Below are 22,251 nucleotides of genomic sequence, written 5' to 3' on the forward strand. Positions count from 1 at the left end.
TTTAGGTCCCCTCACATCGGACTACGCTCTATTAAACCTCTCAAAAATTCTCTTTCATACTTAAATCTTCTGTCACATTCAAAATTATTATGATTAAACTATTACTGGAATATTATTCTTATAGAAAACCTCATTCTCTTTCATACGGTTTATTTCTACTAAATCCTTATTATTTCTATGTTATTTCCACAATCTGAAAGTGATTAAAAATTATAAAAACTCAAAATTTAGTATTGCATTATAAGAATCTACCCCATAGAATAAGTGAATATAACGACGAACAGAAAAGAAATATGTCGTCTAAAACAGAAATATATCACTTTAGGGGGAATAATAATGGCAAACATTTCTGGGCACAAAAATGTAGAATCAATTGATTATAATGCAATTGAAGCTATGGAATCGTTCAACATGTTCGTAAAAAAGAAAAATACCTTTCTTTTCTCGATCACAGCAGTCTTTTTAACACTTTATATTTTGTTACCAATCCTCGCTTTTCAGCCTGTACTACAACAAAAAGTCTTCGGAAATATTACGGGTGTTTGGGTTTATTCAGCTGGATTATTCATTATGACTATTGTTCTTTGTACAGTGTATGTAAAAAAAGCAGCTTCATTCGATAAAGCGGCCGCAGCAGTACTTGCTGAATATCAGGCGAAAGGTGGAAAATAGATGAACTTCGTATCCGTTGGTTTCTTTTTAGCAATCGTTGGTTTAACTCTTGTAGTAACATTTATCGCAGCAAAACGTACGTCTTCTGCGGCTGATTTCTATACAGCGGGCGGTGGTCTTAAAGGTTGGCAAAACGGCTTTGCGATCGCTGGTGACTATTTATCTGCAGCCGCATTTCTAGGGGTGTCCGGTGCGATTGCATTAACTGGTTTCGATGGCTTCTTCTTCTCTGTAGGCTATGTAGTAGCCAACTTAGTTCTTCTTTATGTAATTGCAGAACCTATGCGTAACTTAGGTCGATATACTTTAGCAGATATGCTTACTGCCCGTTTTAATGAAAAACGCATTCGTGGCGTTGCGGCGTCAGGAACAATTATCATCGTCATCCTTTATATGATTGCACAATTAGTAGGTGCAGGTGCCCTTATTAAACTATTATTTGGTATTGAGTATTGGATTGCGGTTTTAATCGTAGGTGTTATGATGACTACTTATGTTTTATTCGGCGGAATGACAGCTACGTCTTGGGTGCAAATTATTAAAGCTAGCCTTCTTTTATTTGGGACAGGCGTATTAGCTACATTAGTATTAATTAAATTCGACTTCTCTCTTATGAAAATGTTTGATACGATTGCCACGGATCATGGTGAAAAATTCCTTGTGCCAGGAATTAAATATACAAGCTCAATTGATTCAGTTTCGATGATGATGGCGCTTGTTTTAGGCACATCTGGATTACCGCATATTTTAATGCGCTTCTTCACAGTAAAAGATGCTAAAACTGCCCGTTCTTCTATTTCATGGACAACTTGGATTACAGCTATTTTCTTCTCATTAACTATTTTCTTAGGCTTTGGCGCATTAAACTTTGTAGGGATTGATACAATTCTTGCTGAAAGTAAAGCTGGTAACACTGCAGCCCCACTTCTTGCTAATTACTTAGGTGGTGATGTGTTAATGGCATTTATCGGTGCAGTAGCATTCGCAACCATTTTAGCCGTTGTTTCGGGCTTAGTTTTAACAGGAGCTTCTGCCATTTCCCACGATATTTATGGAGAAATCATTAAAGGTGGTAAATTAACAGAAAAGCAACAAGTTGTAGCAGCACGTACTGGCTCGATTTCTATTGCCATCGTATCCATTATCCTTGCGTTATTTGCACAAAACTTGAATGTATCATTCTTAGTATCCTTTGCATTTTGTATCGGTGCTTCAGCAAACTTACCAGTTATTCTTTACACAATTTACTGGAAGAAATTCAATTCAACAGGTGCTATTACAGCGATGGTAACTGGTTTAGTATCATGTCTAGTTTTAGGTGCCATGGGACCAAATGTATGGAGTCCTGTTGAAGGTGCGGCAATCTTTGTTGGTAATCCTATCGTACCTTTAGCAGTTCCAGCGATCATTACGATTCCACTTGGCTTTATCGCAGGTTATTTAGGCTCTGTACTATCTTCTAGTAAAGTACCACAGGAAGAAGCAGAACGTATTTACAAGGAAATTCGCGTTAAAGCAAACACTGGTGTATCCGTTTCTGATATCTCACATTGATCGCTTCTTTCCATTCAAATTATTGAAAAAATATCTATCAATCACCCTATCTATATTAATAAAAATATCACGTTAAAGAACCCGATTTTCCATCGGGTTTTTTAACTTTTTATCTTGAAATATTCACCAATTTACTTATCGAACAATACTATTCTCTTTCAAAAAAATGAAAAAAAAACCTGATTTCCACTGAGTAAATAGTGTTTATTTTTTACAAAAAACCATTTATTTTTTTGATTTTTTTCCATTTTCCCCGCTCAGAAATCTAGAATTGACCTACCCTCATATACTTATCTGAATTTCCCAAAACACCTTTATTTCTTGGTTTTGTCATGCATATTCTCTTTCAAGACTATTTTTTCCGAAAATTATTTTTTCATAATTTTTCTGAAAAGTATTGCAATTTCGCGAACTGTCTCATAAAATGAAGATGTGAATTCACTAATCTAGCAAAATTTAGTCTTTAAGCAGTAAAAATAAACACAAAATGGGGAATGTTAATGGGGAACAAACAAGCAAACAAGGGCGTTGTGATTGACTATGACGCGATTGCTAATCAAGAATCATTTAAAGCGCTTGTTCGAAGAAAGAATTCATTTCTTTGGTCAATGACTGCAATCTTTTTAGCAGCTTACATGTTGCTACCAATTCTGACTTCGTTCACGAAAATACTACACCATAAGGCAATTGGGGAAATTACTTGGGTGTGGGTATATGCAGCTGGACTATTCATCATGACTTGGTGCTTATGTCACTTATATGTAGCAAAAGCAAATAGCTTTGATAAAGAGGCAAAGGCGATTATCGCTGAATACGAGAACGGAGGTGGCCGCCGATGAGTAACGGGATGAGTTTTACAGCCATATTCTTCTTTGTATCCATTGTTGGTTTAACATTAGTTATTACATGGTGGGCATCAAAACGAACTTCTTCTGCAAGTGATTTCTATACTGCAGGCGGTGGATTAACAGGCTGGCAAAATGGACTAGCCATCGCTGGTGACTACTTATCAGCAGCATCTTTCTTAGGGATCGCCGGAGCAGTTGCATTATTTGGATTTGATGGATTCTTCTTCTCTATCGGATATTTAGTAGCTTACTTAGTGGTTCTATATATCGTTGCTGAGCCATTACGTAATCTTGGTAAATTCACATTAGCTGACATGATCACAGCGCGTTTTGATAGCTCTAAAGTTCGTGGTACAGCAGCTTTAAGCACTATTACAATTGTATTATTCTACATGATTGCACAACTAGTTGGTGCAGGAGCACTTATTCAATTACTTTTAGGAATCGACTATTGGGTTGCTGTTTTAATCGTTGGATTTATGATGACGACTTACGTATTATTCGGTGGTATGACTGCAACATCATGGGTACAAATTATTAAAGCTTGTCTTTTAATGTTAGGTACAGTTATTATTTCATTCTTAGTATTAAAAGAGTTCGGCTTTAGTATTGCGACGATGTTCAAAGAAATGGAAACTGCAACTGATAGCGGTGCAGCTTATTTGAATCCTGGTCTTAAATATACAAATGGTGTTGATACTATTTCAATGCTAATCGCTTTAGTATTAGGTACAGCTGGTCTTCCACATATCCTAATGCGCTTCTTTACAGTTAAAGATGCGAAAACTGCTCGTTCCTCAGTTATTTGGGCTACTTGGATTGTAGGTATCTTCTACATTCTTACAATCTTCTTAGGATTCGGTGCAGCTAAATTCGTTGGTAAAGAAAAAATTATTGAAGCAAATGCTGCTGGTAACATGGCTGCTCCACTTCTGGCGGATGCACTCGGTGGGGACATCCTATTCTCATTCGTATGTGCGGTAGCTTTCGCAACAATCTTAGCGGTAGTAGCTGGACTTGTACTTTCAGGCGCATCTGCCCTATCACATGATATTTACGGTCAAATCATTAAAAAGGGAAAAGTTACAGAGAAAGAACAAGTACTTGCAGCTCGTATCGGTTCTATCACAATCGCTGTTATTTCTATCCTTTTAGCACTTGGTGCACAAACATTAAACGTAGCGTTCTTAGTATCACTTGCATTCTGTATTGCAGGTTCGGCTAACTTACCTGTAATCATCTATACAATTTACTGGAAACGCTTCAATACAGCTGGTGCTATAACAGCAATGTTAACAGGTTTAATCTCTGCTTTAGTCCTTGTTGCTGTTTCACCAAACATTTGGAATCCAGTTGAAGGTAAAGCAATTTTCGTTGGTGATCCGTTAATTATGTTAACGAATCCAGCTATCATCTCTGTTCCACTTGGCTTCCTTGGAGGCTTCATCGGAACAATGCTTTCTAAGGAAACAAATGATAAGAAATATCGCGAAGTCGATGTTAAAGCGAACACAGGTATTTCTGTACAGGACGTATCTCACTAATAATACGACAACCGCCTCGTAAGTTAACACTTACGAGGTTTTACTTTTTCTTCCGTATTCGGTACTATATTTACAAATGACAGTTAGGGGGTAATGTAACATGACACACTCAAAAGCAAAAAAGAAACGCATGCATGTAAAGCGCACTAAAGGGAAGGACGTTGAAAAAAATCGTCAATCTTCCCCTTTCAGTACACATGAGCGTTTAACGAAAACGAAAAAAGAAAGCATTGAACATACTATTACAAAGCACAAAAAACACAACCACACTGAGGATTGTTAGTGGTTGTGTTTTGCTTGTAATGGGACATTTTGTTGTTTAGAAGTAATCAGTTTTGATATGAAGTATAACGGATACAGTAAAAGAAAAAGGTTAGGTATCCACCACATAAGATCAAAATCAAGCTTTATTGTCCAAAAAGCAAGCGCCTGTAATCCAGAACAACTTGTTAGTGTCAGAGATAGTAAGGCAAATGCTCTCCACTTTTCATTTTTTATTTTAAATAGATAGAGAGTAATAAAACCCGTAACTGAGATTAAAATATCTAGTGGGAAAAACGACCAATTCCATATAACTAATAATTCATTTTGATAATCCTGATATAAATACTCTTCTGGTATCAAATGAAAAAAAGTGACAAGCCAATAGAGTATAAAAAAGAAATCCGTACCTAAAAATAGTATTCTTAAAGTTTTACTCATTTACAGCCCCCATTTAGTTTTCTTCATTAACGTTGCCATTAAGAATACCAAGCATAAGTACGTCCACCATTTCCTGCATTGTATCCTGAAGTGAAATCATATTTCTGTTTTTGGATGCACGATCCATCAATCGATAAAGACCTCCAATATAGACTTCTATAAATATCTCTTTATTAAAGGGACGTATTTTATTTGTTGCAATTCCTTCATCTATTAACGAAACGACCCCTGACCATTGTTCATGAATAAATTCATCAAGTGTTTCCCATTGCTTTGGATAATATCGTTGAAGCTCCTCTAAATATTGGAGCTGAGCAAATGTAAAATCAGCTGGAATTAGCACAAGACATTTCTGTAGTTTTTCTACAAGATTTAACGTTGAATCATGTAGTATTTCATTCTCTTTCAACTTCAATTCATGAATTGCTAGATCAATCATTTCATTTAGCAATTCTTCCTTTGAGGGATAGTATCCATACAATGTTTTAGTACTCATACCTAGTTGCTTTGCTAAATCCCCCATCGTAAAGCGGAATCCTTTTCGTTCAGCTTCACTTATTGATACCTTTAAAATTCTATCTTTCAATATCATCACCTACCTATAGGAAAATAAAAAAAGTATTTCATTTTCCTTGTTTTCCATTTTATGATAGTACCAGATGAAAGTAATGTCAATGTTTTGATAACACAATAAAAGTTAAATACTTCCGAAAACATACCCCCATCCTGTTTTGGATGGGGGTAAAATAAAGTTTTATTCAACAATCAGCCCGTTTTAGTTCTAAAATTTTAATATGAAATTACTTTTTGTATCTGATCATTAATATTTACCTTAGTTAATCCCCCGTGGTAACAAACCACAGATTCAATGTCGAGGTCTAGGTATTTCTTCAAAGAAAGTCGAGCCTCTTTTAAATCCAGTACTGTTGGGACATGAATTCCCCCAATTATTCCGTCTACACTGTACATCGAATCCCCAGCAATCAGAGTTTTACTTTGTTTCAAATATAGGCTGACATGGCCAGGAGTATGCCCCGGAGTATGAATGACACGAATCCCGCCACAATATGACAGTTCTTGGCCGTCAATCAAGGTATCATTCACTTTTCCCTTCGGTGGATTCTCTATGTGCCCGTCTTTCAAAAGAGGTAAATCCCCCTGGATATACGGCTTATCTAGTTCGTGGGCATAAACTTTAATATTCCTTCCACACTCCTGTAATATCTCAGGAAGACTACCTATATGATCTATATCCTGATGCGTCAAAATGATAACTTTTAGTTTGTCGAACGACACGCCTACTTTTTCCATTCCCAGGCGTAAATCTTCAATTTGTATAGGGAACCCAGTGTCAATTAAAACAGCCATTTCTTGATCCCATAAAAGAGTCGGATGAATAATAGTTCCGTGAAATTCAAGCTGGAGCATCTCTACTCCCTTAGAAATTTCCATACTTTACGCTCCTTTATAATTAGATTTTATTGATGTAAAAGTGTAGGTTTTGTTACGTTAAAAAGTCGAAAGAATAAAGCTAATTTTGTGCGTAATACTATTTATTTACGCAGTATCACTAATTACTTATTACCACTGCTTCTAAAAGTTCCTGCTGTTCTTCAACAATCGCGTCCGATTACGAATAATGTAATTATTATTAGATTTTCTGCTATCTTATTTATTATTAAACTCAAATAAATTTACCGGAACAAAATCTAGCATGTTAATTTTTAACATCGTGAAGAACAGTCCCCTTCCCCCAAAGCAGCTTCCGTAATGTTTCGAAATTGACTAAAACCGTTCCTGCAATAATCGTCAAAGTTCCTATGCCTGTTAGCCAAGAAATATATTCATGATAGAAGATAACACCTAGCATAACGGCAATTAATGGTGAGATATACAGCCATGTAGAAGGAAAAACAGGATTTGTCCGTGAGACAAGCCAATAATAAATACTATGGCCGATCATTGAACCAATAATAGTTAAATAAAGAAAAGAGCCAATTGAAGCTGGGCTTAAAAGATAATCAAGCTGAATGTTCTCGGTGAAAAATGACAAGATGATTAATAAAATCCCACCATGCATCATTTGCGCTGCATTTAAAGCAATCGGTGATGTCGTTTCAAATTTTCGGATGACATGCTTCGAATAAATCGTTCCAGAAGCGTAAAAAACTTCACCCAATATAACGGCGAAACAACCAACCATCCAGAAGGGACTAATCTCAATTGAAAAACTAGGTAAGATCAAGAGCGTGACACCAATGACTCCGACGACACAACCAATGAATGATTTCCAATTTCCTTTTTGCTTCAATATGAATATCTGAATAACTATGATCATCATTGGACCTGTAGCAGATAAGACAGCTGCAATCCCTGATGTCACATACTGTTCTGCCCAGTATAATGTGGCGAACGTCCCAAAGGTTAAACCTACTCCTGTAAAAAACATCTCTTTCCGAAATAATAACCATATTGTCGTTTTTTCTCTCCACACCATAAAACTAAATAGCAGCAAGCCAGCAATGAAAAAACGAAGTCCGGCTGAAAAAAATGGAGGCAATCCTGCATCAACACCAATTTTAATCGCTAAAAATGTTGTTCCAAAAATCAAACACATGAAGAAATAATTAATAATAACCATATAAAACCCCTCCTCTTTTTCTATCATAAAAGAAAGACGATAGAACAGATTGAAAAAGGTAGAACAGATTAGATTGGATCGTGGTACAATCGTCTTGAATAGGAGGAATCGAAGTGAGCAAAGCGATTCAAAATGGAGACTATCTTTTTAAGAAAGTATATGATTATGTACTTCACAGAATAGAACGTAAAGAATGGAAAGAACATGAAAAGATTCCCTCCGTTAGGCAATTAGCATCTGAAATGAATGTTCATCGATTAACTGTATTAAAGGCCTATCAATTACTGAAACAGCATGACAAAGTTTACGTAAAAGATAAAGCAGGTTATTTTGTCCAATCAAATGTGACGAAAAATCTTGAATATCTAGATTTGGACAATCCAATTGTTTCTGCATACGTACAAAAAAATCATTTATCTGAAATCCATCAATCACCTGTCTCCTATCATTTTTCTCAGGCGTTAGTTGATCCAAATCTTTTGCCTAATCATTATTTTTCAGATTATGTGAAGAGAGTGTTTGATCTTTATCCAAAAGTACTTGCAACCTACTCAACTGTGCAAGGTGATTTAGAGCTACGTGAAACACTCACTCAATATTTTATCAACCAGTATAAAACTCATCTGGGTGCAGGTGATCTGCTAATCACTTCTGGCTCACAGCAAGCGATTCACTTAATCGCTCAAACTTTCATTAAGTCAAGAGACGTCGTTTTATTTGAACGTCCAAGCTATAGTGCTGCGATTGATATTTTCAGAGCACAAGGAGCACAGATTATAACAGTTGATATCCATCCAGACGGTTACGATTTAAAGCAGGTTGAATTATATATGAAACAATATAAACCACGCTTATTTTATCTCAACCCAACATTTCATAACCCGACTGGTTATACGGTTTCAGTTGAGCAGCGAAAAAGATTAGTAGAATTAGCTGAACAATATCGATGTCTATTAATTGAGGACGATGCCTATCACGACATATATTTTGATCACGCCCCGCCACCACCAATTTACACATATGATACTGTTGGGACAGTCATTTATATCCGAAGCTTTTGCAAATATATCTCACCTGGTTTGAGAATTGCAGCTGTTATTTGTCAATCATCATTAATGAATTCACTACTAACAGTAAAATCATTAGCTGATAATGGCTCACCACTTCTCAATCAAAAAATTTTCCTTCATTACTTTTCATCACTAAGATTGCAGCAGCACATGGAGAAAATCCGGATCGCCCTACAGATTCGAAAGGAAATCATGGAGGAAGAGCTAGCAGTAACAGATTGGAAATGGACCAGTCCAAAAGGCGGTCTTAATTTATGGGTGCAACTCCCAGATACACTTCAAACTGAATTATTATTAACCAAAAGTATCGAACAATCTATATCCTTTGTGCCAGGTCAAGTTTGTGATCCATTAAAACAACAATCATCCTGGATACGTTTAAGCTATTCTTACGCAAATGAAAAACAACTTAGGGAAGGGGTAAAAAGGTTTGTTGCATTGGCACAATCTCTTTCTAAGTGAGGAAAGGGGCTTGGATTAAAGGTTTGCAAAGCGATATCAGGGCCACTATCTTCCTATTTTGCTCTGCGAAAGTTAGGTTAATAAATAGATCCCTTTTTAAACTTTCGCTTAAAGGTGGACGGTCCTAAGAACACCTTCGTAAACGAATGTATGCTATCGTGATTCTACTATTTTCATCAGCAATGTTCGTGGTTTTATAAGCGATTTTGGTCCTAAAAAAACACAGCTACTCTAAAAAAACAGCTGTGTTTTTTGTTATAAATTATAAAATGTTGTCGAATTACTTGTAATGATGCGAGCCGCTGCCTGTGTTGTAAGCCCTTTTATCGAGGCAATAACCTCAATGGAATGATTCATCATCCAAGGTGATGTTCGTTTGTTGTCAAAAGGACCTTCGAACGGCCACGGCCCATCTGTTTCTACCATCATCAGCTCGATGGGGTATTTTTTGATCAGTTCTTGAATGTCAACCTCATACGTACAATCAGGCGTCACAGAAATGAAATACCCATTATAAATCATTCGTTCAACTACTTCATCATCGCCTTTAAACCAATGGAAGTGCGCTTTCGTTATATGATGTTTTTCTAGCAAATCACAAACAATCGCCGCATCCTCATAAACAGCATGTAAGACAATCGGTTTATTTAATTCCTTTGCCAATACAATAAACCGTTCTAACAAAGCCACATACGAACGATTATCAATAGCCTTCTCCTGCCTCAAATAATAAGGCAACCCTACCTCGCCAATTGCCACCATGTCATGAGCATGTTGACGTATCCACTCGAATAATGCCTCTTCCTCTGCAGCACTAGGTAGCGATTGTTCAGGATGAAAGCCAAACGCCGCCTTTACCTTAGCATAGGCTTTCGACAGCTTCAACGTCTTCTCACACGACGGTAGATTCATGCTTACTGCAATGACATGTTCCGCTTCTTCTAGCAAAGTAGGTATGTCGTTTTCCTTATACTGATCTAAATGAATATGTGCATCAATCAACATTCGCCTCATCCTTTTCTTCTTTTAAATACGTGAATAATTGTTGCTTCAAAGCCGTAAATGAAGCGGAATGACGAATTTCTTCTTGTCGTGGCCTTGCAAAAGGTACGATTATTTCCTTTTTCATTGTTGCTGGCCGTTTCGTGAGTACAATAATACGATCAGCTAAAAACAGAGCTTCCTCGATACTATGTGTAACGAACAAAATAGACTTTCGATATTTCTCCCAAATCGATAATAGCCACGCCTGCATTTCAAGCCTTGTAAACTCATCAAGTGCAGAAAATGGCTCATCTAAGCATAAAATAGGCTTATTACTGACAATTGCACGAATAAACGATACCCGCTGTTGCATACCACCCGACAGCTCATCAGGATATGCATTTTCAAATGTTGCGAGCCCCACTTTATGTAACCATTCCTTCGCAACGTTAACATTTGGTTTTCCATGAAGCTCCTCGACCATCGTGACGTTTTCTATTATCGTACGCCACGGTAATAAACATGGCTGCTGAGGCATATAGCCAATCGTTCCTCTTGTTCGCTGGATGTCTGTACCGTTTAATAAAATGGCACCCTTATCAATTGAAGAAACACCACCAATTAATTGAAAGAGTGTACTTTTTCCACTGCCTGACGGACCTATAATCGCCACAAACTCCCCGTCCTTCACCTCAAAATATAAATTACGGATGACTGGAAGGGAATCAAAGGATTTATCAATGTTTTGAATGCTTAGCATGGTGTCCTCTCCCCTTTACAACAAGTTTTTCTAGTAATCGAATAGCACTAAATAATAACAAACTTAAAAATACGATAGCAAAAATTGCTACAAATACACGATCCGTTCGAAATGAAGATTGTGCCAACGTCATGTAGACACCAATCCCCATTTTCGCACCTAACCATTCCGCAATGATAGCCCCCATGACACTATAGGTTGCCGCTATCTTAATGCCTGAAAAAATCGCTGGATACGCATAAGGCCATTCTAGCTTCCAAAAGGTTTGTGCTTTCGTTGCACCAATCATCTCAAAATAATGCTTCAGTTCAGGCGGAGTTTGACGAAAGCCATCCATTGCCGAAATAACAATAGGAAAAAAGCACACAAGACAAATAATAATGAGCTTTGGCAATAAACCAAAGCCAAACCAAATAATTAATAAAGGTGCTAGGACGAGCACAGGGACATTTTGCGACATAATAAGAATAGGGTAAAATAACTCCCTTACTAAAGTAAAACGATGTAATAGTACGGCAACCGTTAGCCCACATAATATCCCGATTGCAAGACCTAGAAGTGCTAATTGAATTGTCGCGAAAGCATGCGGCACAAACGTTTCATACGATTGAAAACCTTCTTTCAAAATGGCACTCGGTGCTGGCAAAAGCCAATGTGGGATATTAGCAAAACGGACAATTAGTTCCCATATGAATAAGAGGAAGGCGATAAAAATTATCGTCCTTCCTTGTATAACAGCCTGCTTCATCCCTTGTATTTCTCCGTTAGCGTATCCATTGTAATACCGGATGGTTGATATAAAATTTTCACTTGCGTAATGACATTGATCGCGCCAAGCTCTATCATTTTGTCATTCATTTTTTCAATAATTTGTAGTAAAGTCGTAAGCTCACCCTCCATTGTCGTTTCTAATGGATGAACTTCATATTTCACCCCTGATGCGTCGATAACCGCAATCGCTGCATCAACAAACGGGATCACATCTGCGTATGTTTCAGTTTTCGGGATAATTTGGACACTTATTAATGAGTTTGCCATATTACTTTGTCTCCTTTTTCGGTAAAAAATCGTTTGTAAATGCTTGTTTTGCGTTAAATTCGCCCTCTAAAACTTTGTTGTTAGCCATCCATTTCGCGTAGTTTTCCCAAACAGCAAGTTTTTGCTCGCCCCATCGTGCAGCGTCGTCTTGATACTTATCTGCTAACCATTCCTGACTTTTATGCACAAGGTTCTTATCTAAATCAGGAACCGCTTCTAGTAAAATATCAGCTGCCTCATTTGGGTGATTTATCGCATATTCATAACCCTTAGCCGCAGCAGCGACAAATGCTTTTACCGTCTCAGGATCATCCTTAATCATTTTTTCATTTGTAGCAAGTACAGGTGTGTAATAATCTAACTGCTCACTATAATCTGTTAAATAAAGCATGTTCAGCTTTTCGCCACGAAGTTCTGCTTCAATACCTGTCCATGCATAATAAATCCACGCAAAATCAATATCTTTTTTCATCATTGTAAAGAAGTCTAAATCGCCTGCATTGACGATATCTAACTTATTAATATCCGCATTTTCTGTTTGCATAAGTGATTGTAGTACAGCCTTTTCAAGTGGCGCACCCCAGCCCCCGTATGTTTTACCTTCAAAATCCTTTGGTGACTTAATGCCTTTTGATGCGGTAGATGCGAAGCCAGAAGTATTATGTTGTATAACCGCTGCAATCGATACTAAAGGTACATCCTGTACACGCGCCTGTGTAATCCCTTCCTGATAGCTTACGCCAAACTGAGCCTTCCCAGACGCCACAAGCTGATCTGCGCCCGTTTCGCCAGGTAATAAAATATCAACATCTAAGCCCTGCTCCTTAAAGTAGCCCAGTTTTTCCGCTACATATAAACCGGTATGATTTGTATTCGGTGTCCAATCTAGAACTACCGATACTTTTGTTAATCCTTTAGCATCCTTTTTAGCCTCTTTTTCGCTACAACCCACTAATGTTAAAAGTGCAGCCATTAGGACCAATAACCATTTTTTCATGCTGATTCCTCCAAGTAAGTAATGTGAAAGTGTTCATGAATGAATGTCTTTACCAGAAGAAAAAAAGTCTGAAAACATAAAAAACGCCTAGGATTCCTCCCAGACGTTTTACAATCAGTATCAAAAACTTTCTTTTTTTGAATAGATGTTCCCTACGCTGGTACGAGCCAAATCAGGTTCAAAGGGTCAGCGTCTATCGGACACAATCTCAGCTGGCAACTACCAGCCCCCCTACATTCTTTCCATATGAACTTTTCGATGATAATTATACCCATATCAATCCGTTAATGACAAGGGTCTGTTTACCGATAGTGCTGAAAAATTATTAAACGGCCTCTTTTCAAATCCACCTTCTGAAATATTTTTTTCATTCACACTAAATAACTGCTATGCCCTCTCCTTTCAAAAACGTTCTTAAGGAGACCTAGATACTTTTAGCGAATAATGGCCCTTCATTGTAGTAATTCCGTTATAACTAACTATAAAATTCAAAAAATTCCCTCAACATATTGACAATGGAAACATATTACAATAAGATTTGATTGACCAATCAATCATTTATTTTGGAAGGAGTATATAAAATGGAAACTAAACTTACTAATGATGAGAAAAAGAAAAGAAAAAGATCTACTATCCTAAATGCTGCCATTAAATTATATAGTGATACTGGTTTTGCGGAGACAAAAGTTGCCGACATAGCAAAGGAAGCGGGTGTTAGCTTTGGTACCGTATTTACGTATTTTGATTCAAAAGAAGCACTTTATGAATCAGCTATTTTGGAGCCATTGAAGGAAATCACACCTTATTTTATTGAGTTAGGAGAACACTTTAAAGGTGAGCCTCTTGAAGTTGTGAAGGAAATGATAGATTGCCATATACAGCTTTTTTCAATGAGAAGTGAATACTTACGTCTAATTCAGCAGGTTCTTGCAAGACCTGATCGTTTCCCAAAACTTTTTAAAGAACTAGATGATTTCGTAAAAGTATTTAAAGATAGTATTTATCCGGTTATTGAAGAAGGTCAAAGGCTCGGTTACTTTTATGAAGAATCCCCTTCATTAATTGCTGAGTCATACTTTTCCATCTTAAACGGCATGCGTTTAACATTTATTGATGAATATACAAACGTGATGCGGCAGGATATATCGAGACAAGCTCTGAGATTATTTGGGCCTATCACAAATAAATAAGCCTCCTCCCCACTTTGCCCAGCCAGCACTTGTAGACAATATATTATTAAATAGGAGTGATTATATGAAATTGAGAGATATTCATCCCAACATCAAACTTCGTCTAGCCATGCAATTTCTAGGCGGCCTTATTTCTATGGCTGTTATTCCTTTTCTGGCAATTTATTTTACCCAGAATATCGGAGCTACTAAAACTGGTATTATTCTTATAATAATAGTAATTAGTGGGGTTATTGGAGGGTTTATCGGAGGGCATATTTCAGATAAAATAGGGCGAAAAAAAATAATGATTTATTCTGAAATAGGTATATTGCTTTCATATCTGTTAATAGCACTTTGTAATTCCCCTTGGTTTAACCTTCCTTATATTTCTGCAGCATTCTTCATCATTAATATGTTTTGCGGAGGAATGTTTCAGCCAGCCGCACAAGCTATGATGATTGATGTTACTAATTCCGAATCGAGAAAGCTTGTATTTACGATTAGCTACTGGTTGGGGAATTTATCAACGGCAATTGGAGGAATCATTGGGGCATTTCTTTTTAAAAACTACTTATTTGAGCTATTTATTGGGATTTCACTAATCTCGTTGTTATCTGTATTTATGACTGTATTTTTTATCACAGAAACTTATTTACCAGAACCTTCACCTAAGTCTTCTAATCATAAGAAAAAATCTTCATCAGTAGAAATGTTTCAAACTTATTCAACCGTTATAAAAGATAAGCTATTTATGTTTTATATTTTAGGAGCAATCTTGATCTTTACCTTGGAACAGTCTTTATCAAACTATATTGGGATACGTCTCGAAAAAGATATACCTCAACATTCAACCTCCTTCTTTGGCATAGATTTCATGGTAGATGGCACAAAAATGCTTGGTTTTCTTCGAACGGAGAATACTATTCTTGTAGTTCTCCTCTCAAGTGCTGTATTATTCTTATTAAAAAAATGTAGTGATCGCTGGACTCTTGTAACAGGAATGTTGATCTTTTCTATATGTTTTAGTGTCTTTGCTTCTTCAAATAGTGTGTTGATTCTTTTTATTGCCATGTTTATTGGAACAATTGGTGAGCTAATGTTTGTGCCTATTAAACAGGCGATGATAGGAGAACTTGCCCCATCTAACGCTCGTAGCACTTATATGGCTTTTAATAGCTTAACTACCTATGGAGCAATGATTATAGCTTCGTTATTGATCATCGTCGGACAGTGGATTCCCCCTATATATATGAGCGGATTGCTCCTTATTCTAGGATTAACAGGTACATTTTTGTACTACATAATAACAAAAACGCTAAACGCTAAAGTTAGTGAAAGGAATGATAGAAAAGTACATGTTTCTTAATCAATTATGTCGCGGCAATTGCTCGAGGCTTTAGACCAAGACGATATTTTTTGTGTTAACGTAGCAGCATTTTTATGTATCCCTCTATTCTTTCTAATATAATAAGAGCCTACATGAATAGTAAGAAAGAAAGATACATAAAAATAATGCAAATTAATAAGGAGAATAAGGCAGATATAAAGAAAATACTACGACTAGAAGGAATAAATATACCATCTTGAATTTCTTTCTTTTTCCTTGAATATTGAAGGGTTGCCAATACTCCTGCAATTAAACCAACAATACACGCAAAGATGCCTAGAAATACAGCTACGTTATTAATATAATGATTTGAGCTAATTTTAATAGTAAAATGCAATGAAGTTGTCAAAAACCCTACACCTACCATTGACACAGCAGTCCGTACCCAAGCCAAATACGTTCTTTCATTAGCTAAATGTTGTTGTGCATATTTGACACTTTCTTCTTTTATTCCTTTCACGTTATTTAAAGCTTCCATTAATAGTTGGCCCCCTCCTTTAGCGTTTTTGTGAAAGTTTCTCTGATAATTCCCGAAGTTTGAAATGATTTACGTAATATTTGATCCGCCATCTGATGTAAGAATTTTAGAGGAGAAAATACGAATGATAGTAAAGTTAACGTTCCCTGCATCTATGTTAGACAATGCACAGAGATTATTGGTTTCGATTTACCAAAAAAACCCAGCTCTCACAAGGAGCTGGGCTAGAAAATTAATGTTATTTCTCTTCTTTTTTGACCGTGAACACATGTGAAATGGCACCGTCTGTAGCTATATCTACTTTAAAGGAGCCGTTGGAATGGCGATCTGCTCGAGTTAATGCTTGTACGTCAAGGATTTCTTGAACGCCTTTTTCCGTCTCGATCGTAAGCTGATCCTCATTTGTTACTTTTACTACAGCTACGATTCGATGTGGGTTCGATTTTAACTCTGTTAATACTTTTAAGCCGCGTTTTGCACGACTAGTCATTTCTACTTCGGCTACATTCATTTTCTTCACAGCACCGCGTTGCGTAACAATTGCCACATAGGACGTTTCATCTGGCGGTAAAACATTGAAGCCGACTAATGCTTCTCCGTCTTTCAGCGTAATTCCTTTGACGCCGCCTGTTTTCACACCTGTAACTGGTAATTCCTCGATTGGGAAACGAATTGCATACGCAGTATCTGTCGTTAACATTAGTTCTGCCTCGTCCGTCACAATACCCGCAAAAATCATTTCATCGCCTGACTTGACATTCATCGTTTTTATCGGCTTCGAATAGCGTGTTACAGCATAATCTGCTACAGATGAGCGTTTAATTTGTCCATCTTTCGTAGCCGTTAAAATATACGTATTGGCCTGTTCGAATGTCTCAAAACCATATACAGCAATAATAGATTCATCTTCTCCGGTTGGCACAATACTTGAAATATGCTGACCAAGATCCTTCCAACGAATATCAGGTAGCTCATGGACAGGCTGATAAATATAATTGCCTCGATTTGTGAACAGCAGTAGATGATGCTGTGTATTTAAATTTGCTTCATATAATAAATAATCGGAATCTTTCATTGCAAAATCCTGACCGTTTGAAGCTGCATGTGAACGTGTAGATGTCCGCTTAATATAGCCATCTTTTGTGACAGTCACTACGACCTCTTCACTTGGCACAAGGACATCTAACGTAATTTTGATTTCTTCAATTTCTTGCTCGATTCTTGAGCGACGTGGCTCTGAAAAGCGCTTTTTAATGTCAAGTAGTTCCTGTTTAATGACACGTACAAGCTTTGCTTCGCTATTAAGAATCCCTTCAAGCTTATCGATTAGTTTACTTAATTCATCCTGTTCATTACGAAGTTCTGTGATATCCGTATTTGTTAATCGGTATAATTGCAAGCTCACGATTGCCTCAGATTGCACTTCTGTAAAGTCAAACTTCACCTGTAAATTCGTTTTCGCATCTCGTTTATCATTAGACGAACGAATCGTTGCAATAACTTCGTCTAAAATGGACAATGCCTTTATTAAGCCATCAACAATATGCGAACGATCTTTAGCTCTTTGCAAATCATAAATAGAGCGGTTCGTCACAACTTCCTTTTGATGGGTAATATAAGAATCCAGTAACAATGGCAATGTCATCATTGTCGGACGACGATTATGGATAGCGATCATATTAAAATTATAGGCTACTTGTAAATCAGTTGTTTTGAACAAGTAATGTAAAATCCCTTGTCCTGGAACATCTTTTTTCAGTTCAATGACAACACGTAGGCCTGTACGATCCGATTCATCGCGAATCTCTGCAATTCCTTCAAGTCGTTTATCCACGCGTTGCTCATCGATTTTCTTCACAAGATTTGCTTTATTGACATCATACGGTAATTCCGTAATAACGATTTGCTCTTTGCCACCTTTAATTGGCTCCACGACTGCTTGAGCGCGCACAATGATTTTACCGCGTCCAGTCTCATATGCCTTTTTAATACCATCGACACCTTGGATGATCCCACCTGTTGGGAAATCAGGCCCTTTAATAACGGTCATTAATTCATCAACAGTGGAGTTTGGCTTATCTAAGCGCATCAGAACACCGTCTAGCACCTCATCAAGTGCGTGTGGAGGAATGTCTGTGGCATAACCAGCCGAAATACCCGTTGAGCCGTTGACTAGTAAGTTCGGGAAACGAGCTGGTAAAACAGTCGGCTCCATATCCTGATCATCAAAGTTTGGTACAAATTCAACGGTTTTCTTGCCAATATCGCGGAGCATTTCCGCTGCAATAGCAGAAAGTCTTGCCTCTGTATAACGCATCGCTGCCGGTGGGTCACCATCAACAGAGCCGTTATTCCCATGCATTTCAATAAGCATATGGCGCGCCTTCCAATCCTGACTCATGCGCACCATCGCTTCATAGACTGAACTGTCACCGTGTGGGTGATAATTACCGATAACATTACCGACAGTTTTGGCTGATTTACGGAATGGTTTATCGTTCGTATTGCCCTCTGTAAACATCGCAAATAAAATACGTCGTTGCACAGGCTTAAGACCGTCACGTGCATCTGGCAACGCGCGGTCTTGAATAATATATTTACTATAGCGACCAAAACGGTCACCCATTACTTCTTCTAAAGGTAAATCTTGATACTTTTCCGTACTACTCATGCTTGGTCCTCCTCTTGTTGGATGAATTCATTTTCTAAAATATTTGAATCATCCTCCATACCGAAGTTTACATTCGCTTCGATCCATTTACGGCGTGGCTCTACTTTATCGCCCATTAATGTTGTCACACGTCTTTCAGCACGTGCACCATCCTCAATCGTTACACGTATTAATGTACGCGTATCAGGGTTCATCGTCGTATCCCACAGCTGGTCAGCATTCATCTCACCAAGACCTTTATAGCGCTGTAATATGTAACCCTTTCCAACTTTATTAATGGCCTTTTGTAAATCATTTTCGGTCCAAGCATATTCAATCACTTCTTTTTTACCAGTACCCTTTGATACTTTATAAAGTGGTGGTAATGCGATAAATACTTTTCCAGATTCAATCAATGGTCGCATATAACGATAGAAGAACGTTAGCAGCAGCACTTGAATATGCGCTCCGTCCGTATCCGCATCGGTCATAATCACGACTTTGTCATACGCTGCATCTTCGACAGAGAAATCTGTTCCAACGCCAGCACCAATAGCATGGATAATCGTTGAAATCTCTTCATTTTTCATTATATCCTGAAGCTTTGCTTTTTCAGTATTAATAACTTTACCACGCAATGGTAAGATCGCTTGGAACGTACGATCTCGTCCTTGTTTTGCAGACCCTCCTGCAGAGTCCCCTTCGACTAAATACAGCTCGTTTCTCGCCGCATTTCGAGATTGTGCAGGTGTTAATTTTCCGGAAAGAATCGTACTACCTTTTTTGCTCTTTTTGCCGTTTCGTGCATCTTCACGTGCTTTACGAGCCGCTTCACGTACTTGCTGCGCACGAATAGCTTTACGCACAAGAGAAGCAGACAATTCAGCGTTTTCCTCAAGCACATATAAAATTTGCTCCGAAACAACACTATCTACTGCCGAGCGTGCCTCACTAGTTCCGAGCTTACCCTTCGTTTGACCTTCGAATTGTAGTAAATGCTCTGGAATACGAACAGAAACTATCGCTGCTAAGCCCTCTCGAATGTCTGTCCCTTCAAGATTTTTATCTTTATCTTTTAACAGCCCAATTTTCCGTGCATATTCATTGAAAACACGAGTTAACGCTGACTTGGCACCTGTTTCATGTGTCCCACCATCACGGGTACGTACATTGTTAACAAATGAAAGGATTGTTTCTGAGTAGCCATCATTGAATTGGAAGGCGAATTCTACTTCAATATCGTCTTGAATCCCTTCCACATACTTAACGGGATGAAGGACATCCTTTTCCTCATTCAAATACGCAACGAAAGCTTCAATGCCGTTCTCATAAAAGAAAACATCACCTTTGCCTTCCTCGCGTTCATCGATTAGCTCAATTTTTAAGCCTTTTAATAAAAATGCTGACTCTCGTAAACGTTCTGCAAGCGTATCATAATTGAATTTTGTTACAGAGAAAATTGTGTCATCTGGTAGAAAATGTACAAGTGTTCCTGTCTGTTTTGTTTGTCCTATTTCTTCTAATGTTGTTACAGGATGGCCACCGTTTTCAAAGCGTTGACGATACTTTTTACCGTCACGATGAATCGTTACTTCTAAAAAAGTGGATAAAGCATTAACAACAGAAGAACCTACACCATGTAAGCCACCACTTGTTTTATAGCCACCTTGCCCGAATTTACCACCAGCATGTAAGACAGTAAAGATAATTTCGGGAGTGGGTTTCCCCATCTTATGCATACCTGTTGGCATTCCACGGCCGAAGTCTCGAACGCTGATACTTTGATCTTTATGAATATTGACAATGATATGAGTACCAAAGCCAGCCAGTGCTTCATCCACCGCATTATCTACGATTTCATATACTAGGTGATGAAGTCCACGGCCATCTGTAGAACCGATATACATGCCGGGTCGTTTTCGTACCGCTTCTAATCCTTCTAATACTTGAATGGCGTCATCATTATAGACGCTTGGTGACTGTTTATTCGCCAAAAAATTCCCCTCCAAAAAACAAAACGCATGTTCTATTTATGTTCTCTTCCTAATAATAATAGCATTTCCTGTCAATAGCTAGTGACAGACCCAATAAATTTTTAAAATTTCCTCACAGCTTAGTCGTTTTGAGCTTTTTACCTGAAGAAAAAGTTGCAATAGTTGCTTTAATATGTATTACTAACTATCCTATTCCCTTGACGCAGGATCATAAACATTAGTTGCATAAATAAAACTACATATGGCTAACTTCTGGTCATTTCTCTCATTTCAAAACGATGCCGATCGCTATAGGTTTTGGTCTTCCTTACAGAAGCATTTGAATATCCCCTGAAAAATATACAGTACAGTACTTCATAGGTTTCTTCTGTCTATTAGAAAATTTATACTAACTTACTCTAGAAATTAAAGATAGACTTCTATTCTACCAAAGGAATGGATGATTGACAAAATTGCCTTTATACCTATATTTTTAGAAAGGACATTCATGCTGCCAACATGAATCATGTCAAAAAGCCTAAAATAAATTTAACTACATATAAAAATCCTTAAAAAATAGTTATCTTTTATAATGAATTCAAGATACACTAAGAAATCTCCTTCATGACATTGTAGATTGTAGAGAAAAAGTGTAGAATATTTATTACATATTATTAGTACCAAGTGATAATCTTTGGATGAAAGGAGTCCAGCTATGCTAAATGGACTTATTATTTTATGTGCTTATCTAATCGGCTCTATACCTTCTGGATTATGGGTAGGCAAAATTTTTTATAAAACGGATATTCGTGAACACGGAAGCGGTAATTTAGGTGCAACGAATACATTTCGTATTTTAGGAAAAAAAGCAGGAATAGTCGTTACGATTATGGATGTCTTAAAAGGTACAGCAGCCGTATTACTTGTAGCTCTCCCTATATTCTCTGAAGTCTCCATTCACTCGCTAATTCTTGGGATAGTAGCCGTTATTGGTCATATGTTCCCTATTTTTGCAGGTTTCCGTGGAGGGAAAGCGGTGGCAACATCAGCAGGCGTTCTCTTAGGATATTCATGGCCTCTATTTGTCTTACTATTTATTGCTTTTTTTGTAACATTAAAAATAACGAAAATTGTAAGTTTAACTTCGATGATTGCCGCTTTAGTAGCACTTATTTATTCAATCGTTTATTATTTTGTTACCGGTGATTTTGCATTAGGTATTTTAGTAGCATGTTTATTTACCTTTATCATGTATCGTCACCGAGCAAATATTGCCCGCATTAAAAATGGCACCGAGCCAAAGGTAAAATGGCTGTAAC

Annotated in this window: 21 protein-coding genes and 1 riboswitch; of the genes, 9 read left to right on the forward strand and 12 right to left on the reverse strand. The window is 37.4% G+C overall.

The features are described from left to right. The first annotated feature begins 336 nt into the window (after nt 1–336). The 5 genes from ACQKMI_RS11825 to ACQKMI_RS11845 all read left to right on the forward strand — a co-directional run bounded on the left by ACQKMI_RS11825 (nt 337) and on the right by ACQKMI_RS11845 (nt 4,901). The gene (locus ACQKMI_RS11825) at nt 337–672 is read left to right on the forward strand and encodes a DUF485 domain-containing protein (RefSeq protein WP_427489070.1); all 336 of its coding nucleotides are present in this window, start codon (nt 337–339) and stop codon (nt 670–672) included. Continuing rightward, entirely contained in the window at nt 673–2,226 is a 1,554-nt protein-coding gene (locus ACQKMI_RS11830; protein WP_427489072.1) for a solute symporter family protein, read from the forward strand. 500 nt (nt 2,227–2,726) lie between these two features. Continuing rightward, nucleotides 2,727–3,065: a DUF485 domain-containing protein gene (locus ACQKMI_RS11835; RefSeq protein ID WP_427489074.1), complete on the forward strand. Its 339-nt coding sequence runs from the start codon at nt 2,727–2,729 to the stop codon at nt 3,063–3,065. Between the two features lie 8 nt (nt 3,066–3,073). Beyond that, nucleotides 3,074–4,618, forward strand: coding sequence for a solute symporter family protein (locus ACQKMI_RS11840; protein WP_427489332.1), 1,545 nt, complete (start codon nt 3,074–3,076; stop codon nt 4,616–4,618). Between the two features lie 100 nt (nt 4,619–4,718). After that, nucleotides 4,719–4,901: a hypothetical protein gene (locus ACQKMI_RS11845; protein WP_427489076.1), complete on the forward strand. Its 183-nt coding sequence runs from the start codon at nt 4,719–4,721 to the stop codon at nt 4,899–4,901. Here the strand turns inward: ACQKMI_RS11845 and ACQKMI_RS11850 are convergent. The 4 genes from ACQKMI_RS11850 to ACQKMI_RS11865 form a co-directional block, all read right to left on the reverse strand. After that, nucleotides 4,898–5,320: a DUF5360 family protein gene (locus tag ACQKMI_RS11850; RefSeq protein WP_427489077.1), complete on the reverse strand. Its 423-nt coding sequence runs from the start codon at nt 5,318–5,320 to the stop codon at nt 4,898–4,900. The genes ACQKMI_RS11845 and ACQKMI_RS11850 overlap by 4 nt on opposite strands. A 13-nt stretch (nt 5,321–5,333) precedes the next feature. After that, nucleotides 5,334–5,906, reverse strand: coding sequence for a TetR/AcrR family transcriptional regulator (locus tag ACQKMI_RS11855; RefSeq protein WP_427489079.1), 573 nt, complete (start codon nt 5,904–5,906; stop codon nt 5,334–5,336). 203 nt (nt 5,907–6,109) lie between these two features. Beyond that, nucleotides 6,110–6,772, reverse strand: coding sequence for an MBL fold metallo-hydrolase (locus ACQKMI_RS11860; protein ID WP_427489081.1), 663 nt, complete (start codon nt 6,770–6,772; stop codon nt 6,110–6,112). Between the two features lie 265 nt (nt 6,773–7,037). Further along, complete coding sequence (locus tag ACQKMI_RS11865; protein WP_427489082.1) at nt 7,038–7,961, reverse strand: DMT family transporter; 924 nt, start codon at nt 7,959–7,961, stop codon at nt 7,038–7,040. A gap of 113 nt (nt 7,962–8,074) precedes the next feature. Here ACQKMI_RS11865 and ACQKMI_RS11870 point away from each other — a divergent pair, with 113 nt between their 5' ends. Further along, nucleotides 8,075–9,493 carry a PLP-dependent aminotransferase family protein gene (locus ACQKMI_RS11870; protein WP_427489083.1) on the forward strand — a complete coding sequence of 473 codons (1,419 nt, stop codon included), beginning with the start codon at nt 8,075–8,077 and terminating at the stop codon, nt 9,491–9,493. 255 nt (nt 9,494–9,748) lie between these two features. Here ACQKMI_RS11870 and ACQKMI_RS11875 read toward each other — a convergent pair whose 3' ends face one another. From ACQKMI_RS11875 to ACQKMI_RS11895, 5 genes are read right to left on the reverse strand one after another with little or no spacing between them, the layout of a single operon-like run. Continuing rightward, nucleotides 9,749–10,498: a TatD family hydrolase gene (locus tag ACQKMI_RS11875; RefSeq protein ID WP_427489085.1), complete on the reverse strand. Its 750-nt coding sequence runs from the start codon at nt 10,496–10,498 to the stop codon at nt 9,749–9,751. Then, on the reverse strand, nt 10,488–11,237 hold the full coding sequence (locus ACQKMI_RS11880; RefSeq protein ID WP_427489087.1) for an ABC transporter ATP-binding protein: 750 nt from the start codon (nt 11,235–11,237) through the stop codon (nt 10,488–10,490). The genes ACQKMI_RS11875 and ACQKMI_RS11880 overlap by 11 nt, the downstream gene beginning before the upstream one ends. Continuing rightward, the gene (locus tag ACQKMI_RS11885; protein ID WP_427489089.1) at nt 11,215–11,985 is read right to left on the reverse strand and encodes an ABC transporter permease; all 771 of its coding nucleotides are present in this window, start codon (nt 11,983–11,985) and stop codon (nt 11,215–11,217) included. The genes ACQKMI_RS11880 and ACQKMI_RS11885 overlap by 23 nt, the downstream gene beginning before the upstream one ends. Further along, the gene (locus ACQKMI_RS11890) at nt 11,982–12,275 is read right to left on the reverse strand and encodes a thiamine-binding protein (RefSeq protein WP_323645848.1); all 294 of its coding nucleotides are present in this window, start codon (nt 12,273–12,275) and stop codon (nt 11,982–11,984) included. The genes ACQKMI_RS11885 and ACQKMI_RS11890 overlap by 4 nt, the downstream gene beginning before the upstream one ends. Nucleotide 12,276: 1 nt before the next feature. Continuing rightward, nucleotides 12,277–13,272: an ABC transporter substrate-binding protein gene (locus tag ACQKMI_RS11895; RefSeq protein ID WP_427489091.1), complete on the reverse strand. Its 996-nt coding sequence runs from the start codon at nt 13,270–13,272 to the stop codon at nt 12,277–12,279. A gap of 132 nt (nt 13,273–13,404) precedes the next feature. Further along, nucleotides 13,405–13,515: riboswitch (TPP riboswitch) on the reverse strand. Nucleotides 13,516–13,853: 338 nt separating this feature from the next. On the opposite strand from ACQKMI_RS11895, the gene ACQKMI_RS11900 reads away from it, so the two are divergent. Next, complete coding sequence (locus ACQKMI_RS11900) at nt 13,854–14,462, forward strand: TetR/AcrR family transcriptional regulator (protein ID WP_427489093.1); 609 nt, start codon at nt 13,854–13,856, stop codon at nt 14,460–14,462. Nucleotides 14,463–14,526: 64 nt separating this feature from the next. Beyond that, the gene (locus ACQKMI_RS11905; RefSeq protein ID WP_427489095.1) at nt 14,527–15,810 is read left to right on the forward strand and encodes an MFS transporter; all 1,284 of its coding nucleotides are present in this window, start codon (nt 14,527–14,529) and stop codon (nt 15,808–15,810) included. Nucleotides 15,811–15,919: 109 nt separating this feature from the next. Here ACQKMI_RS11905 and ACQKMI_RS11910 read toward each other — a convergent pair whose 3' ends face one another. From ACQKMI_RS11910 to parE, 3 genes are all read right to left on the reverse strand, one after another. Then, a complete protein-coding gene (locus ACQKMI_RS11910; RefSeq protein ID WP_427489097.1) occupies nt 15,920–16,309 on the reverse strand; it encodes a YidH family protein in 390 nt (129 codons plus the stop codon). A gap of 238 nt (nt 16,310–16,547) precedes the next feature. Continuing rightward, nucleotides 16,548–18,980, reverse strand: coding sequence for a DNA topoisomerase IV subunit A (parC, locus tag ACQKMI_RS11915; protein WP_427489099.1), 2,433 nt, complete (start codon nt 18,978–18,980; stop codon nt 16,548–16,550). Then, entirely contained in the window at nt 18,977–20,953 is a 1,977-nt protein-coding gene (gene parE, locus ACQKMI_RS11920; RefSeq protein ID WP_427489101.1) for a DNA topoisomerase IV subunit B, read from the reverse strand. The genes parC and parE overlap by 4 nt, the downstream gene beginning before the upstream one ends. Nucleotides 20,954–21,647: 694 nt before the next feature. Here parE and plsY point away from each other — a divergent pair. Further along, nucleotides 21,648–22,250 carry a glycerol-3-phosphate 1-O-acyltransferase PlsY gene (plsY, locus tag ACQKMI_RS11925; protein WP_427489102.1) on the forward strand — a complete coding sequence of 201 codons (603 nt, stop codon included), beginning with the start codon at nt 21,648–21,650 and terminating at the stop codon, nt 22,248–22,250. Nucleotide 22,251: the final 1 nt, after the last annotated feature.

The organism is Lysinibacillus sp. NPDC097214 (assembly GCF_050277945.1).
Lineage (GTDB): Bacteria > Bacillota > Bacilli > Bacillales_A > Planococcaceae > Lysinibacillus > Lysinibacillus xylanilyticus_B.

Excerpts from the sequence above, each read along its gene's own strand:
- ACQKMI_RS11900 (WP_427489093.1), top strand. The coding sequence starts at position 13,854 with ATGGAAACTAAACTTACTAATGATGAGAAAAAGAAAAGAAAAAGATCT.
- ACQKMI_RS11825 (WP_427489070.1), top strand. The coding sequence starts at position 337 with ATGGCAAACATTTCTGGGCACAAAAATGTAGAATCAATTGATTATAAT.
- parC (WP_427489099.1), bottom strand. The coding sequence starts at position 18,980 with ATGAGTAGTACGGAAAAGTATCAAGATTTACCTTTAGAAGAAGTAATG.
- ACQKMI_RS11890 (WP_323645848.1), bottom strand. The coding sequence starts at position 12,275 with ATGGCAAACTCATTAATAAGTGTCCAAATTATCCCGAAAACTGAAACA.
- plsY (WP_427489102.1), top strand. The coding sequence starts at position 21,648 with ATGCTAAATGGACTTATTATTTTATGTGCTTATCTAATCGGCTCTATA.
- ACQKMI_RS11895 (WP_427489091.1), bottom strand. The coding sequence starts at position 13,272 with ATGAAAAAATGGTTATTGGTCCTAATGGCTGCACTTTTAACATTAGTG.
- ACQKMI_RS11910 (WP_427489097.1), bottom strand. The coding sequence starts at position 16,309 with ATGGAAGCTTTAAATAACGTGAAAGGAATAAAAGAAGAAAGTGTCAAA.
- ACQKMI_RS11905 (WP_427489095.1), top strand. The coding sequence starts at position 14,527 with ATGAAATTGAGAGATATTCATCCCAACATCAAACTTCGTCTAGCCATG.
- ACQKMI_RS11845 (WP_427489076.1), top strand. The coding sequence starts at position 4,719 with ATGACACACTCAAAAGCAAAAAAGAAACGCATGCATGTAAAGCGCACT.
- ACQKMI_RS11860 (WP_427489081.1), bottom strand. The coding sequence starts at position 6,772 with ATGGAAATTTCTAAGGGAGTAGAGATGCTCCAGCTTGAATTTCACGGA.
- ACQKMI_RS11880 (WP_427489087.1), bottom strand. The coding sequence starts at position 11,237 with ATGCTAAGCATTCAAAACATTGATAAATCCTTTGATTCCCTTCCAGTC.
- ACQKMI_RS11835 (WP_427489074.1), top strand. The coding sequence starts at position 2,727 with ATGGGGAACAAACAAGCAAACAAGGGCGTTGTGATTGACTATGACGCG.
- ACQKMI_RS11875 (WP_427489085.1), bottom strand. The coding sequence starts at position 10,498 with ATGTTGATTGATGCACATATTCATTTAGATCAGTATAAGGAAAACGAC.
- ACQKMI_RS11840 (WP_427489332.1), top strand. The coding sequence starts at position 3,074 with ATGAGTTTTACAGCCATATTCTTCTTTGTATCCATTGTTGGTTTAACA.
- ACQKMI_RS11830 (WP_427489072.1), top strand. The coding sequence starts at position 673 with ATGAACTTCGTATCCGTTGGTTTCTTTTTAGCAATCGTTGGTTTAACT.
- ACQKMI_RS11865 (WP_427489082.1), bottom strand. The coding sequence starts at position 7,961 with ATGGTTATTATTAATTATTTCTTCATGTGTTTGATTTTTGGAACAACA.
- ACQKMI_RS11885 (WP_427489089.1), bottom strand. The coding sequence starts at position 11,985 with ATGAAGCAGGCTGTTATACAAGGAAGGACGATAATTTTTATCGCCTTC.
- ACQKMI_RS11850 (WP_427489077.1), bottom strand. The coding sequence starts at position 5,320 with ATGAGTAAAACTTTAAGAATACTATTTTTAGGTACGGATTTCTTTTTT.